The organism is Pyxidicoccus sp. M15 (genome assembly GCF_056858435.1).
On sequence record NZ_CM166495.1, the window covers coordinates 5,536,797 to 5,551,026 of the forward strand.

Below are 14,230 nucleotides of genomic sequence, written 5' to 3' on the forward strand. Positions count from 1 at the left end.
CGCTCCATGGCCACGCGCACGTACACGCTCAAGGTCGCCCCGGCGAAGCCGTCTTCGCGGATCGACTACGCCGCCCTCCTCAACGAGGAGCAGCTCGCGGCCGTGGAGGCGGGGGAGGGGCCGGTGCTCGTCATCGCCGGCGCGGGCTCCGGCAAGACGCGCACGCTCACCTTCCGCGTGGCCCGCATGCTGGAGCGGGGCGTGCCCCCGGAGGGCATCCTCCTGCTCACCTTCACCAACAAGGCCGCGCGGGAGATGACGCGGCGGGTGGAGGAGCTGGCCGGCTCCTTCGTGGACGTGAAGCGCATCCTCGGCGGCACCTTCCACCACGCCGCGCACGTGCTGCTGCGTCAGCACGCGGGCGTGCTGGGCTTCTCCACCAACTTCACCGTGCTGGACCGCGAGGACGCGCGAGACCTCATGGTGACGTGCATCGCCGAGCGCAAGCTCAAGAGCGACAAGCGCTTCCCCCGCCCGGAGCTGGTGCTGGACCTGGTGTCCATGGCCACCAACCTCCAGCAGCCCGTGTCCCAGGTGCTGGTGGACCGCCGTCCCCAGTTCCTCCCCCTGGCCCCCGAGGTGCTCGCCACCGCCGCGCGCTACCAGCAGCGCAAGGCGCAGATGCACCTGATGGACTTCGATGACCTGCTGCTCCACCTGAAGCGGCTGCTCACCCAGCACCCCGCCCTGCGCGCGCAGCTCACCGAGCGCTTCCGCTGCGTGCTCGTGGACGAGTACCAGGACACCAACCGGCTCCAGGGCGACCTCGTGGACCTGCTCGCCGGGGAGCGCAAGGACCTCACGGTGGTGGGCGACGACTGCCAGTCCATCTACAGCTTCCGCGGCGCGGACTTCACCAACATCATCGGCTTCCCCGAGCGCTACCCGGGCTGCGCCGTCTTCACGCTCACGCGCAACTACCGCTCCACCCCCGAAATCCTCCGGCTCGCCAACGCGTCCATCTCCCGCAACGAGCGCCAGTTCCCCAAGGAGCTGACGGCGGCGCGGCCCCCGGGCGCCATGCCCGTCGTCGTCCCCACGAAGGACGCCGCCGAGCAGGCCACCTTCGTGGCCCAGCGCATCCTCGAGCTGCGCGACGAGGGGCTGTCGCTGGAGGCCATGGCCGTCCTCTACCGCGCGCACAGCCACTCGCTGGAACTGCAGCTGGAGCTGGCCCGCCGCGGCATCCCCTTCCGCGTGCGCTCCGGTGTGCGCTTCTTCGAGCAGGCCCACATCAAGGACGTGCTCGCCCACCTGCGGCTGGTGAACAACGCCGCGGATGAGCTCGCCTTCAAGCGGGTGGTGCGGCGCGTACCCGGGGTGGGACCCGCGACGACGGAGCACCTGTGGACCTCCCTGCGTGCGCTCCCGGAGGGGACTCCCCTGGCGGAAGGGCTGGTCCATGCCGACGTCCGCGCCCACCTGCCGCGCAAGGCCCAGAAGGGCTTCCAGGCCTTCTCCGACCTGATGGGCCGGCTCACCCGGCCGGAGGCGGCACGCACACCGGGAGTGTTGATCGAGGACGTGCTGGCCGGTGGGTACGCGGAGTACCTCAAGGCGGAGTTCGCCGCCGAGGAGCAGCGGGAGGAGGACATCCGCCAGCTCGCGGAGTTCGCCGCCCGCTTCGAGGACCTGCCGCGCTTCCTGTCCGAAATCGCCCTGGTGGCGGAGTTCGCCGCCGACCAGGCCCTGGCGGGCGACTCGGAAGAGGCCACCCCGGACGAGTACCTGACGCTGTCCACCGTCCACCAGGCCAAGGGGCTGGAATGGCGGGCCGTCTTCGTCCTCTGGCTGGCGGACGGCCGCTTCCCCCTGTCGCTGGCCTCCCGCCTGCCCGAGGAGGAAGAGGAGGAGCGCCGGCTGTTCTACGTCGCCATGACGCGGGCCCGGGACGAGCTGGCGCTGGTGTACCCCCTGACAGTGCTGCCCCGGGACGGGGAGCGCATCCTCCTGCGGGTCTCGCGCTTCATCGAGGAACTGCCGGTGGGAGAGGAGGCGCCCTATGATCGGCTCGTCCTGGCCACCGTGGAGGAGCCGCCAGTCGCACCGCCCCCGGAGGCGGCGCCCGACGTCCTACCCCGGGGACCGACCGAGCCCCCGCCGGGCGACCCGGACCGGGAGCCCTGAGCCGGACGCCCAGAAACGCGCACGCGCCACCGCGACGTGATAGAGAGTGGAGGGCAGGCGCGCCTCCACTGGCCCACGCCCCCCGAACTTCATGGCGGACAGACCTCGCATCGTCGGGATTGACCTGGGCACCACCAACACGCTGGTGGCCTCCGTGCGCAACCGCATCCCGAAGATCGTCCCCACGGATCGCGGCAACCTGACCCTTCCGTCCGTGGTCGCCCTGTCGTCGCGCGGGGAGCTGGTGGTGGGCGGGGTGGCCAAGGACCAGATGGTCACCAACCCCCGGAACACGCTCTGGGGGACCAAGCGGCTCATCGGCCGCAAGTACAACTCCAAGGCCGTGGAGGAGCTGAAGGGGTACTTCCCCTACGACATCGTCGAGGGCCCCAACGGGGACGCGGCGGTGATGCTCGGCGGCAAGCTGTACTCGCTGCCCCAGGTTTCCAGCTTCGTGCTCGGGCAGGTGAAGACCATCGCCGAGCAGTTCCTCGGCGGTCCCATCGACGCGGCGGTCATCTCCGTCCCGGCCTACTACAACGACAACCAGCGCAACGCGGTGAAGGAGGCCGGGCGGCTGGCCGGCTTCGACGTGAAGCGCATCGTCAACGAGCCCACCGCGGCGGCGCTGGCCTACGGCTTCAACCGCGGCCTGGACCAGAAGGTCCTCGTCTATGACCTGGGCGGCGGCACCTTCGACGTGTCCGTGCTCCACCTGGCCGGCAACGTCTTCGAGGTGCTGGCCACCGGCGGCGACACCTTCCTGGGCGGCACGGACTTCGACAACCGCATCATGGAGTACGTGCTGGAGCGCTTCCGCGAGGAGAACAAGGTCGACCTCACGGAGAACCCCATCGCCCTCCAGCGCATCAAGAACGCGGCGGAAGCGGCGAAGATCGACCTGACGCTCATCCCCAACGTCGTCATCGACCTGCCCTTCATCGACGAGCGCAAGGGCAAGCCGCTGGACCTGCGCATCCCCCTGACGCGCGAGTTCCTCAACAGCCTCAGCGGCGACCTGGTGGACCGCACCTTCGACATCTGCGACCGCGTGCTGGAGGAGAAGGGCATCGCCCGCTCCGAAATCGACGAGATCATCCTCGTCGGCGGCCAGAGCCGCATGCCGCTGGTGCAGCAGAAGATTCAAGCGCACTTCGGCAAGGCCCCGCGCAAGGGCGTCCACCCGGACGAGTGCGTGGCGCTGGGCGCGGCGCTGCTGGGCGACTCGCTGGGCAGCATCGACGCGGTGACGCTGCTGGACGCGCTGTCCATGCCCATCGGCTACGCGATGCCCAACGGCCGCGTGAAGCGCATCATCGAGAAGAACTCGCTCATCCCGCTGGTGAAGAGCTTCCGCCTGCCTCCGCCGAAGGAGCCGGGCTCGCCCTTCATCGAGCTGGACATCTACCAGGGTGACAGCGACCTGCTGGTGGACAATGAATACCTGGGCACCGTGCGCGTGCCCTCCGCCGCCGCGGGCCGGAAGATCGACTTCCGCCTCACCGAGGAGTGTCTGCTCCAGGTGACGGTGGAGGAGGCCAGCGGGATGCGCAAGGTGGACCTGGCCACGCGGGACACGCCCGAGCAGCTCAAGCGGGCCCTGCAGGAGGCCGCCGCGCGCAACCCGCAGCAGGGGCCCTCGTCGAGCAACGCCAGCGACAACGGGGGGCTCCTGTCGCGCATCGGGAGCATCTTCCGGAGGGGCTAGGGAGTCCGTGATGCCGAAGTTCCCGTCGAAGGAGTGGTTGGACGAGGCCGTCCGGCTCACCAACGAAGACCCCGAGTGCGCCGTGGCCGGCAAGGGCTGGAAGGGCGACTTCGGGGCCGTGGTGGAGGCCGAGCCGGGCAAGCTGGCCAAGACGTTCGTGGTCCACGTCGTCCCCGGTGACTGCCGGATTGAAAAGGCCCGGGTGCTCGCGGATCCAGACGACCTGGACGAGCTGGAGCCCGTCTACCTGGCGCGCGCGCCGTACACCGTCTGGAAGCAGCTGCTGATGGGCACGCTGGACCCCGTGGAGGCGGTGCTCAAGCGCCGCATCTCCATGAAGGGAGACCTGCAGCCGCTCATCGAGCGCATGAAGTACAAGGGCATCGCGGACCGCGTCTTCGCGAAGCTGCAGACGCAGTACATCGACGAGCCGTGAGCGGGGAGGGGCCACATGGGCATCCGGGATGACTTGAAGAAGCAGGCGCTGGACGTGTCCGGCAAGGCCGTGGAGAAGCTCATGGCCGACGAGAAGCGCGCCATGGCCATCGCCACCGCCATCGGGAAGGTGCAGCGGGGCAAGCAGGCGCTCGACCGGGGCCAGGAGGAGCTGATGAAGGCCCTCCACTTCGCGCCCCGCAGCGAGTTCAAGGCCGTGGGCAAGCAGCTGTCAGGACTCAAGCGCCGCCTGCGTGAGTTGGAGGAGAAGCTGGACTCGCTGTAGTCGAAATTGCGTTGACACCCGCGCGGGCGGATGGCATTTACCCCCGCGTTCGTCGCCGCTGAAGCGGAACGCGGCAGCGACACACAGCAAGGGCGTATAGCTCAGCGGTAGAGCACTGCCTTCACACGGCAGGGGTCGCAGGTTCAAACCCTGCTGCGCCCACTTCAAAGAGGCCGTGAGTCTGAGGGGAAACCCAAAGGCTCACGGCCTCTTCGTTTTCCGGCCGCGGAATGTTCACTGCTTGAGGTGTCGCGCCGTCCTCGGATGTGACGCCGCCCGGGGGCATGTCACCCTGAGTCCGTGCCGACGAGGAACCTCCGATTCACATGGGAGCCGCGGGGAAGCGTGCTCGTGCGAGCCACGCCTCCCAACGACGTGCTGGCGGACTACCTCTCCGAGGAGCTGCAGCCCGGCTCGGGTGCGGCGGAGCGGCTGCTGGCGCTGATTCACGAGCTGCACGCGGGCCGCATGGGCACCTGGGAGGTGCCCGGGGACTGCTGGAGCGTGGAGTTCAGCCCGGCGCGCGCCACCATCCGCACCGAGCACGCCATTCCAGGGCGCACGCTGCACCTGCCCCTGGAGGACTTCGAGGAGGCGGTGCGCGCCTGGCTGGACTTCGTGGCGCACGCACGCGCCTCGTCCGCCTCCTGAAGCGGTGGGCGAGGCGGCTCAGGCCTCGCTCGCCTTGGGCAGCTGCTTCTCGGCCGGGGCATTCCGGCTCTTGATGAGCGACGCGACGATGCTGCCGCCCAGCAGGGTGGCGATGATGCCCAGCGAGAGCGCGGGAGGAATCTTCACGAAGTCCACCGCGGCCATCTTCGCGCCGACGAAGACGAGCACCGCCGACAGGCCCACCTTCAGGTAGCTGAACTTCTCCACCGCGCCGGCCAGCAGGAAGAACATGGAGCGCAGGCCGAGGATGGCGAAGATGTTCGACGTGAAGACGATGAAGGGGTCTCTCGTCACGGCGAAGATGGCGGGGATGGAGTCGAGCGCGAAGATGACGTCCGACGCCTCCACCAGCAGCAGCGCCATGAAGAGCGGCGTGGCCAGCCAGCGGGCGTTCTCCTTCGTGAAGAAGTGATGCCCGTCGAAGGTGCTCGTGGAGGGGATGGTGCGCCGGGCGAAGCGCATCAGCCAGCCGTCCTCCGGGTGCTCCTCCTTGTTGCGCTGCAGGAAGAGCTTCACGCCGGTGAGGATGAGGAAGGCGCCGAAGACGTAGATGAGCCAGTGGAAGCGCTCCAGCATCGCCACGCCCGCGAAGATCATGACGGCGCGCAGCACCAGCGCGCTGAGGATGCCCCAGAAGAGCACCCGGTGCTGGTAGAGCGGGGGGATGCGCAGCGCGGAGAAGATGACGACGAAGACGAAGATGTTGTCGACGGAGAGCGACTTCTCGATGAGGTAGCCGGTGAGGAACTGCATGCCCGGCTCGGCGCCGAACTTCCACCACACGCCCGCGCTGAAGAGCAGCGCCAGGCTGACCCACACCGCGCTCCACCCGAGCGCCTCCTTGAACTTCACCACGTGCGCCTTGCGGTGGAACACGCCCAGGTCCAGCGCCAGCATCGCGATGACGAACGCGATGAAGCCGCCCCATAGCGCTGGACTGCCTACGCTCTCGAGATTTCCCATAGGGACTCTGAGTTAAGGACCGTCCCAATCTTCCACAAATAGAGATTCTGGCTTCGCTCCTTCGGAAAAACCGAAGGATGTGCGGGGCGCGGGCGCCGGCCTGTCCACTGGAGGAGCAGGAGGAGGAGCGCTCCGGCGTCCGGCCATGCCTTGGGAAATGTTCAGTAGCGTGATGGGTTCTGACCCGTCCCGGTTGGACTGAACAGTCACGGGTCATCGAGACCAGCCAGGCGTCCCCGTCCCCCCCGCGAAGGCAGCTCCGGCCTTCTGGGACGAGGGCGCGGCGAGAAGGCCGCCCGCGATGGCGCCCGCGGCCCCGTCACTCTCGTGACCCCCGAAGAAGGACAGAGCATTGATCCGGAACCGTTTTCTCGCTTCGACGTGTGGCGCGCTGTTCGCGCTGGCTGCTGCCTCCGGCTGCGGTAACCCTGGCAACGAAGGAACCAATACGCCAGGGGCTGTCGAGCCGCCCGTTGAGCAGCCTCAGCTGCCGAACCCCACTCCGTCCGAGCCCCCGGTGGCCGAGCCCACTCCGGAGCCGACTCCCGAGCCCGCGCCCGTGCCGAGGCCGACGCCCGTGCCGACGCCGACGCCCACTCCGGACCCGGTCCCCGCTCCGACGCCCACCCCCACGCCGACGCCCGCCCCGACTCCCTCCCAGCCGGGCGCGGACAAGTTCGGCGTGACGATGCTCTACCCGAGCGTGGCCGGCGGTGAGGAGTGGTTCCTCGCGGACAACCCCACCGCGGACAAGCGCTTCGACCCGCAGCAGACGATTACGCGCAACGCGGACGGCTCCTGGAAGATGAAGAGCAGCCAGGTGCGCATGGGTGTCTCCACGTCCTCGGGCTACAGCGCCGCGAAGATTCCCACGTATGACCGCGATGTGATGGCCAGCCGTGGCTACATGCAGGCGCCGAACGACTGGAAGAACATCGAGATGACGGGCTTCGTGAAGCTCAACGCCGCCCAGGACACCTCGGACAACTTCGACTGGTATGCGCGCGGCGGCAAGCACAACGACAACAACTCCGGCTGCGAGGGCAGCAGCTACAAGGGCGGCCTGCACTACGACGGCCGCGCCCGCTGGCAGAAGGAGACGTGGCACGTCTCCTACGAGCAGGCTCCGTACAAGCCCGCCACCTCGGCGCTCAAGGGCCGCTGGGTGGGCTTCAAGGCGGTGATGCGCAACACCCAGACCAACGGCAAGGAGGCCGTGCGCCTGGAGCTGTACGTCAACGAGAACGCCGACAAGGTGACCTGGAAGAAGGTCCACGACATGGTGGACGCCGGGGACTGGGGCGGCGACGCCCAGCACTGCGGCGGCGCCGTGGGTGCCATGCCCATCACCTGGGGCGGCCCCATCGCCACGTTCCGCTGGGACAACGCCAACGACGTGGACTTCAAGTGGCTGTCCGTCCGTGAAATCCAGCCGTAGTCAGAGGTGTGCACCGCCTTCACCGCGGTGAAGGCGGTGGAGCCGGTGTCGTGAAGCCAACGGGGGCGCGGAGGGCGGAGGCCTTTCGCGCCCTTCGTGTTTCCCGCTGAACGCGGGCGGCGTCCACCGGCGGACGCGCGCATCGTACCGGAGGGCAGGTGGCCGGTAGGGCGTGGGGTTCCCAGCCTTCGGGCGCCGACGCGCCAGCCGCCGGCATCCGTCTGTCCGGGCGCGGCGCGCCGCCGGCCCGCTTCATGTTCGAAGGGTAGGGAAGACCTCCATGCAGATTACTTTCCTGGGCCACGCCGGCTTCGTGGTGGAGACCGCGGGGGCCATCGTCGTCATGGACCCGTGGCTCACCCCGCGGGGCGCCTTCGACTCGGCGTGGATGCAGCTGCCTCGCAACCACCACCTGGCACCGCTGGTGCGCGAGAAGCTGGAGACCCCGGGCAAGGAGCGCTTCCTCTACATCAGCCACGAGCACAAGGACCACTTCGACCCGGAGTTCCTCGCCACGGTGGAGAAGCGGGACTTCACGGTGCTGGTGCCGAAGTTCCACCGCTCGGAGCTGCAGGACGTCTTCGCGAAGTACGGCTGCAAGCGCGTCATCGCCTGCGAGGACGCGCGCGAGATTCCCATCAAGGGCGGCTACATCAAGCTCTTCGTCTCCGAGCAGGGCACCAACCGCGACTCGGCGGTGATGGTGCGCGGGGACAACCAGTGCTTCCTCAACCTCAACGACTGCAAGCTCCATGACCGCATGGTGCGAATCGTCGCGGAGGAGGGGCCCATCGACGTGTTCTCCGCGCAGTTCTCCGGGGCCATCTGGCACCCCACCTGCTACGAGTACGCGCCCGAGACGTACTCGGCCATCTCCCTGAAGAAGCGCGACAGCAAGTTCGAGGCGGTGGCCCGCGCGCTCGAGCAGGTGCAGCCGCGCGCGTACATCGCCGCGGCGGGCCCGGCGTGCTTCCTGGACCCGACGCAGTTCCACCTCAACTTCGAGAAGGTGAACATCTTCCCGAACGCGACGCAGCTCTTCGCGTACATGAAGAAGCGGCTGCCGGAGGCCGCGACGTCGTATCTGGAGCCCATGCCGGGGGACGTGCTGGACGTGAAGACGCTGGAGTTCGTCTCGCTGTCGCCGGAGCGCGTGACGCCGGAGAACTTCGAGCAGTACCTGCGCGACTACGCGACCATGCAGGAGCACGTCTTCCGCGAGCGGCGCCGCAACATGCTGCGCGAGGAGGTGGACGAAATCCACGAGCGCCTGCGGGTGGAGTTGCAGCGCAAGCTGGACCTGCTGGATTTGCACGAGCGGGTGGGCATGCCGCTGTACGTGGAGCTGACGGAAGCCCCCGAGAAGCTACTGCGCGTGGACTTCAAGGGCCGGCGGGTGGACGTGGTGCCGGAGATTCGCGAGTCGGTGCGCTACACCATGAAGGCGAGCGCGGCGGACATCGTGCGCGTGCTGGACCGGAAGCTGAACTGGGAGGACTTCCTGTTGTCCTTCCGGCTGCGCCTCAGCCGCAACCCGGACGTGTACGAGCCCGTGCTTCACGGCTTCCTCGGCGTGGAAATCGAGGACATGCGCGAGTTCTGCGAGGGCATCCGCTCCACGGAGGCGCAGCGCGAGCGCACCGAGGTGGACGTGGGCGGCAGGCGCTTCTCCATCCAGCGGTTCTGCCCGCACCAGGGCGCGGACATGGCCGGCGGCTGGGTGGAGGAGGGGCGCTACCTGGTGTGCCCTCGGCACCGCTGGCAGTTCGACATGCAGGACGGAGGTCGCTGCACCCAGAACAACTCCAGCCTCTGCGCGGAGCCCGTGCCCGAGCGCGAGTCGGAGAAGTCCGACAAGGCCGCCGCGCCCGTGACGGACGTCCAGCCGCGCGTGTAGCGGGGCAGAGTGGGGGCCAGTGCGAGCGGCTGGCCCCAGCGTCGCGAATCGGGGGCACCGGGCCGCCGGTTGCCCGACGCGAGGCTTCGGACGCGACGAAGCGGTGAGCGCACCGGGTTTGGGTGCGCCACCTCACCTGCGCCCGGCCGGTCGCCCACCGCTGCCGCCAGGCGGATCGGAGTTCAGTGCACGGGGCTGAAGAGCTGAAGCGCCACGCGCACGTTGTCCGAGCGCAGGCCCACGGGCCCGTCCACGGCGAGCGCCTCCGCGGGCAGCTCGCCTTCCCACACGAGCCGCCCATCCGCCCAGACGCGCAGCGCGGAGCCTTCGAGCAGGGCCCGCAGCGTGTGGGGAGTTCCCCGCGTGGGCGCATCCACGGCACCGCGGCGCGCGGGGCGCACGGTGGTGTAGCCGCCGTTGCCGCACTCCCGGCTGGTGTGCTGCTCCGGGTTGCGCTTGTAGTTCACCACGACGCCCGGCTTCGGGGCGATGCGCCACATCACGTAGACCAGGTTGCAGCCGTCGAGCGCACGCAGCTTGAGGCCTACCTGCTGGCGCTGCTCACCCGAGGCGAGCGCCACCTGCCGCACCGTGGGCCCCAGCACCGTGAAGCGCAGCTCGGCCGAGGAGGGCGTCACGCCCTTCAACACCGCGCGCATGCGGGGCCCGTCGACGGTGAGGTGCCCATCCAGTCCGGAGCGCAGCTCGCCCTCCGTGACGTCCAGCGAGGACAGCGAGACGGGCTCTGTCATGTGCGGGCCTCCCTCCCTGCGCGGCTTCGAGGGCGCTGTCGCCCGGGCGGAAGGGGACGGCCTGCCCGCCTCCGCACCTGCATCCCGAGCCGACGGGCGCGACACCGACTCCCGGGCGGAAGGCGCGGGCCCTTCCTCCTCCGGGCTCGCGTCCGACGCACCCACCGCCACACCGCCGAGCCCCAGCAGCACGGCCCCGGCGACACAGGCCGTGAGCACGTGCCGCAGTCTCACGGCTTCCCGGCTCCGACTAACGTGGCGAGCGACTCCACATGGGCGCGCAGGTAGGCCTGCTCCGCGCGCAGCCGGGTCAGCTCCAGCAGGAGGTAGTCGCGGAACCGGCGAATCTCCCGCGTCTGCAGGGACTCCACCTGGCGCAGCTGGCCCTCCAGGTCCGTCACCAGGGTGGACACCTCGCGCAGGCGGCCCTCCTCGGTGCGCTGCACGGCGCGCAGTTCCGCCATCAGCTCGCCGACCCGCTGTGGCACGCCGGACACTTCCTCGAGCGTTGCCCGGCGGCGGCCCTCTCGCGCCCGTGCGTTGGCGGAGCCCTGCAACAGGTGGCCCAGGTCGTAGCTGAGCATGAGCTGCCCGGAGATGGGCGTGCCCTGCTCCACGTCGAAGACCTTGTCGTAGCCACCCCGCAGGCTCAGCCGCCAGGCCTGTGAGCGGCGCAGGCCGCCGGAGTACGACTCCACCACGTCATCCGCGGTGCGCATCTCCTCCAGCAGCGCCTCCAGCCGCTGGCCCTCCGCGACGCGGGGCCTGCCGGCCAGCCGCTCGCGGGCGAGCGCGGTGCTCGTCGCCAGCGCACGCAGGGCGTCCAGCCTCACCTGCACGGCGTTCAGCTCCTCCAGCGTGCTCCGGCCCTCGCGCAGCTCGTTGCGCAGGGCCGTGACGAGCTCCTCGGCGCGGGGCAGGGCCTCGTCGAGCACGCGGGCACGGGCCGCCAGCGCGGCCTCCTCGCCCAGCCCGCTGCCCTGGTTCACCGCGGCCTCCAGCATGGCCATGGCGCGCTGACGCCGGCACTCGGCTTCCGCGCGCCTGCGCAGGGCGCTGCCCCGGTACAGCCCGATGAAGTCGTAGCTGAGGCCCGCCGTCACGCGAGGCTTCGGCTCTCCCAGCGCGCTGGAGCCCTCACCTCCGCTCGCCTCGCCCGCGTTCACCACGCCGATGCTGCCGTACACCTCCGGGAGCAGCTCCAGCGCGGCCTCGGCGTCCGCCACGCCGCGCACGAATTCGCAATAGCCGCCGGCCCGGTCTTCCAGCCCGGGCGCCGCCTCCGCCGGAGGCTCCGACTGCGCCAGCGCGGTGCGCGCGGCCAGGGCGAGCAGCGCACCGCCAGTGAGCATCATCCGCATAAACCGTCTCCACCTCCGGGAGAGGACGCCATCAGAGCAGCATCGGAGGACGGCCCAGGTGGAGCAATTCCTCCCGCGCGGCGGGCGTATCCGACAGCTGGATTTCCACCATTACGCCGCGGAGCATGTACTGACGGATGGGGTGCTTCAGGGACACCTCGCCCTCCAGGACCTTGCCCACCACGCCCACCTCGTGACACCAGAACAGCTTCGCCGCGCAGGCGTAGAGCGGGGTGCCCTGCTCGGCACGGCCCAGGTTCTCATAGGGGACGAAGGCCACCGTCAGGTCCTTCTCGATGGCCCGCAGGTACGGCGACGCGCGCAGCGAGGCAATCAGCGTCTCGTACCGCAGGGCAACGTCGTCCAGCGCCTGCAGGTCCTGCTTCAGGCTCTTGAGCGTGGCCTCGGCGCGGGCCAGCTCCAGCGTCGAGTGGGTGAACTCGCGCTCCAGCAGCAGCACGTCCGTCGTCATCCCGTCCGGGGAGGAGTCCTGGCCCAGTCCCTTCTGCACCGCCGCCAGGCCCGCCATCTCCCGCTGGAGCGACTCCAGCTTCGTCTCCAGGTCCACCGAATTCTGCGCCAGCGACAGGTTGCTCTGCGCGAGCTGCGCCAGGTGGTGGTTTATGGTGAGCTTGTCCTCCTGCTCCATCAGGCGCGCGCCATACAGCGCGTCCGTGCGCACGCGCGTCAGGCCGGAGAAGGCCCGGTTGGACTGGACGATTTCCTCACGGGCGAGGCCGTACTCGCGCCGCAGCTCCGACAGCCGCCTGGACACGCGGTCCCTCGCGTTGCGCTCGCCGTTCAGCGCCACCCGGAAGCGCTGCTGGAACGAGCGCTCCGCGGCGATGGTGCGCTCGGTGTCCGCGATGCGGTCCTCCACCATGCGCCGCTCCGCCAGCACGTGGTCCCGGGCGGACGTCTGCGCCGCCACCTGGGTGCTGAGGGTGAGGATTTCCGTGTCGGTGGGCGACACCACGGTGGGTGACACCCAGCCGCGACTCACCAGGAAGAAGCCCTGCACGGTGAGGAACGAGATGAGGCCGAGCATGATCAACGCCAGCAGCACCGAGCCCATGAACTTGTAGGCCGAGACGACGATGGAGTTGATTCGATTGGCGACGCGTTGGTTCATGAAGATGAGCCCTCACCGGCATGGGTGGGCGGAAGTCCGCCGCGGTCGTCCGCGGGCGAGGTGGCGGGAGCGGAGCTGGGGCTTCCCCGCGTCTCCCAGCTCCCGGAGTCCAGCGTGAGCAGCGCGAGCGGCGTGAAGAGCGCGTACGTCACCGGCATCAGCAGCGCCATGGGCAGGAAGCTCGCGCCATGCACGCGCCGGTCCTCCGGCAGGTGGCGCGTCTCGAAGCGGTAGATGACGCCCAGCAGTCCGATGATGAGGAAGTGGAAGGCGAGGATGTCCCAGAACTCACCATTGAGCACGTTGTGCATGATGACCACCGGGTACGAGAGCAGCAGCGCGAGCTGCGACACGTAGTGGACGGTGACGACCGGGTGCAGCCGCCACGCGTGGGACAGGCCGCCCAGCAGGTCCACCAGGTTGGAGCGCCGCCACCGCAGCTGCTGGGAGAAGTACCCCGCCAGCGTGGCGGGCGCGGCGGTGAAGCAGAACGCATCCAGCGTATAGACTGTCTCGTAGTTGGCCTTGACGATCTGCCGCGTGAGGAACCGGTCCTCGCCGTACTTGATGGGGACGCCGGCGATGGAGCGCGCCTCGAGGATGGGCTCCAGCTCCAGCATGACGTGGCGGCGGTACGCGGTGAGGCAGCCCGTCAGGCACATCACCTGCCGGAAGCTGCGCTCCAGGTCCTTCAGCCACTCCTGGGCGAAGTGGAACTTGACCTCGATCATCCGCGTCAACCAGTTCTGATGACGGTTCGTCACGTAGGTGCGGCCACCCACGGCGGCGATGCGCGGACTGGTGAAGCGGCGCACCAGCTGGCGCACGGCCGCCTTGTCGACGATGACGTCCGAGTCCACCGACACGATGATTTCCGCGTCGACGGCGGCCTTCACGCCCCGGTTGATGCCCTTGCGCTTGCCCATGTTCTCCGGGTTGCGCAGCACGATGACGTTCGGGTGCCCCTCGGCGGCCTTCAGCGCCCAGGCGAAGCTGTCGTCCTTGGAGCAGTCATCCACCACGACGATCTGCAACAGCTCGCTGGGGTAGTCCTGCTCCAGGAGGCTGCGGACGGCATGGAAGATGCCTTTGCCCTCGTTGAAGAGGGGAATGACGATGGCGACCCGCGGACGGTACGTGTCGTCCACCCGGTCGAACTGCTGGCCGCGCAGGCGCCGCAGGAACGGACCGAGGATGTAGCGGTTCATCAACACCACGATGAACAGCAGATGAATGGGAAAGAGCTCCATCTAGGTCCTGCTCCCCGTCACGCCTGTGAGCTCCTGCCGAACGAAGGCGCACGCGCCTCCGCAGCCCCCGATATGAGCGACCGGAAGGTTGGCGGGCCGTCGTCCTCCGCCAACTGCCCATGCGTACAGGTCCACTGATGAAGAGTGGGCAACACCGCCGCGGCGAATCCGTCCACTTCGCGGCGGTGCTTGCGACTGACGCCAGGGAT

Annotated in this window: 12 protein-coding genes and 1 tRNA gene; 8 read left to right on the forward strand and 5 right to left on the reverse strand. The window is 69.1% G+C overall.

Annotated elements, in window-relative coordinates; genetic code table 11:
* Positions 1 to 6: 6 nt before the first annotated feature.
* From ACX9TP_RS21000 to ACX9TP_RS21025, 6 genes are all read left to right on the forward strand, one after another.
* Complete coding sequence (locus ACX9TP_RS21000) at positions 7 to 2,127, forward strand: ATP-dependent helicase (RefSeq protein ID WP_482981501.1); 2,121 nt, start codon at positions 7 to 9, stop codon at positions 2,125 to 2,127.
* Positions 2,128 to 2,218: 91 nt separating this feature from the next.
* Positions 2,219 to 3,835, forward strand: a complete 1,617-nt coding sequence (locus ACX9TP_RS21005) for an Hsp70 family protein (protein WP_482981502.1) — start codon at positions 2,219 to 2,221, stop codon at positions 3,833 to 3,835.
* 10 nt (positions 3,836 to 3,845) lie between these two features.
* Positions 3,846 to 4,271: an SCP2 sterol-binding domain-containing protein gene (locus ACX9TP_RS21010; protein ID WP_482981503.1), complete on the forward strand. Its 426-nt coding sequence runs from the start codon at positions 3,846 to 3,848 to the stop codon at positions 4,269 to 4,271.
* Positions 4,272 to 4,286: 15 nt separating this feature from the next.
* Positions 4,287 to 4,556: a hypothetical protein gene (locus ACX9TP_RS21015; RefSeq protein ID WP_482981504.1), complete on the forward strand. Its 270-nt coding sequence runs from the start codon at positions 4,287 to 4,289 to the stop codon at positions 4,554 to 4,556.
* A 90-nt stretch (positions 4,557 to 4,646) separates the two neighbouring features.
* Positions 4,647 to 4,718 (forward strand) — tRNA-Val (locus ACX9TP_RS21020).
* A gap of 189 nt (positions 4,719 to 4,907) precedes the next feature.
* Positions 4,908 to 5,207: a hypothetical protein gene (locus ACX9TP_RS21025; protein ID WP_482981505.1), complete on the forward strand. Its 300-nt coding sequence runs from the start codon at positions 4,908 to 4,910 to the stop codon at positions 5,205 to 5,207.
* Between the two features lie 18 nt (positions 5,208 to 5,225).
* Here the strand turns inward: ACX9TP_RS21025 and ACX9TP_RS21030 are convergent, their stop codons facing one another.
* Positions 5,226 to 6,191 (reverse strand): TerC family protein, encoded by a 966-nt coding sequence (locus ACX9TP_RS21030; RefSeq protein ID WP_482981506.1) that lies wholly within the window; start codon positions 6,189 to 6,191, stop codon positions 5,226 to 5,228.
* 352 nt (positions 6,192 to 6,543) lie between these two features.
* On the opposite strand from ACX9TP_RS21030, the gene ACX9TP_RS21035 reads away from it, so the two are divergent.
* Together ACX9TP_RS21035 and ACX9TP_RS21040 are read left to right on the forward strand one after the other, a co-directional pair.
* The gene (locus ACX9TP_RS21035) at positions 6,544 to 7,629 is read left to right on the forward strand and encodes a carbohydrate-binding protein (protein ID WP_482981507.1); all 1,086 of its coding nucleotides are present in this window, start codon (positions 6,544 to 6,546) and stop codon (positions 7,627 to 7,629) included.
* A gap of 280 nt (positions 7,630 to 7,909) precedes the next feature.
* On the forward strand, positions 7,910 to 9,526 hold the full coding sequence (locus ACX9TP_RS21040) for a Rieske 2Fe-2S domain-containing protein (RefSeq protein ID WP_482981508.1): 1,617 nt from the start codon (positions 7,910 to 7,912) through the stop codon (positions 9,524 to 9,526).
* Positions 9,527 to 9,708: 182 nt separating this feature from the next.
* Here ACX9TP_RS21040 and ACX9TP_RS21045 read toward each other — a convergent pair whose 3' ends face one another.
* The 4 genes from ACX9TP_RS21045 to ACX9TP_RS21060 form a co-directional block, all read right to left on the reverse strand.
* A complete protein-coding gene (locus ACX9TP_RS21045; protein ID WP_482981509.1) occupies positions 9,709 to 10,278 on the reverse strand; it encodes a hypothetical protein in 570 nt (189 codons plus the stop codon).
* A gap of 230 nt (positions 10,279 to 10,508) precedes the next feature.
* Positions 10,509 to 11,639 (reverse strand): hypothetical protein, encoded by a 1,131-nt coding sequence (locus ACX9TP_RS21050; RefSeq protein ID WP_482981510.1) that lies wholly within the window; start codon positions 11,637 to 11,639, stop codon positions 10,509 to 10,511.
* A 31-nt stretch (positions 11,640 to 11,670) separates the two neighbouring features.
* On the reverse strand, positions 11,671 to 12,771 hold the full coding sequence (locus tag ACX9TP_RS21055) for a hypothetical protein (RefSeq protein ID WP_482981511.1): 1,101 nt from the start codon (positions 12,769 to 12,771) through the stop codon (positions 11,671 to 11,673).
* A complete protein-coding gene (locus ACX9TP_RS21060) occupies positions 12,768 to 14,021 on the reverse strand; it encodes a glycosyltransferase family 2 protein (RefSeq protein ID WP_482981512.1) in 1,254 nt (417 codons plus the stop codon). The genes ACX9TP_RS21055 and ACX9TP_RS21060 overlap by 4 nt, the downstream gene beginning before the upstream one ends.
* Between the last annotated feature and the right edge of the window lie 209 nt (positions 14,022 to 14,230).

What these genes read in the sequence shown, in the direction of transcription:
- ACX9TP_RS21000 (WP_482981501.1), top strand. Translation starts at nt 7, where the DNA reads ATGGCCACGCGCACGTACACGCTCAAGGTCGCCCCGGCGAAGCCGTCT.
- ACX9TP_RS21005 (WP_482981502.1), top strand. Translation starts at nt 2,219, where the DNA reads ATGGCGGACAGACCTCGCATCGTCGGGATTGACCTGGGCACCACCAAC.
- ACX9TP_RS21010 (WP_482981503.1), top strand. Translation starts at nt 3,846, where the DNA reads ATGCCGAAGTTCCCGTCGAAGGAGTGGTTGGACGAGGCCGTCCGGCTC.
- ACX9TP_RS21015 (WP_482981504.1), top strand. Translation starts at nt 4,287, where the DNA reads ATGGGCATCCGGGATGACTTGAAGAAGCAGGCGCTGGACGTGTCCGGC.
- ACX9TP_RS21030 (WP_482981506.1), bottom strand. Translation starts at nt 6,191, where the DNA reads ATGGGAAATCTCGAGAGCGTAGGCAGTCCAGCGCTATGGGGCGGCTTC.
- ACX9TP_RS21040 (WP_482981508.1), top strand. Translation starts at nt 7,910, where the DNA reads ATGCAGATTACTTTCCTGGGCCACGCCGGCTTCGTGGTGGAGACCGCG.
- ACX9TP_RS21045 (WP_482981509.1), bottom strand. Translation starts at nt 10,278, where the DNA reads ATGACAGAGCCCGTCTCGCTGTCCTCGCTGGACGTCACGGAGGGCGAG.
- ACX9TP_RS21050 (WP_482981510.1), bottom strand. Translation starts at nt 11,639, where the DNA reads ATGCGGATGATGCTCACTGGCGGTGCGCTGCTCGCCCTGGCCGCGCGC.
- ACX9TP_RS21055 (WP_482981511.1), bottom strand. Translation starts at nt 12,771, where the DNA reads ATGAACCAACGCGTCGCCAATCGAATCAACTCCATCGTCGTCTCGGCC.
- ACX9TP_RS21060 (WP_482981512.1), bottom strand. Translation starts at nt 14,021, where the DNA reads ATGGAGCTCTTTCCCATTCATCTGCTGTTCATCGTGGTGTTGATGAAC.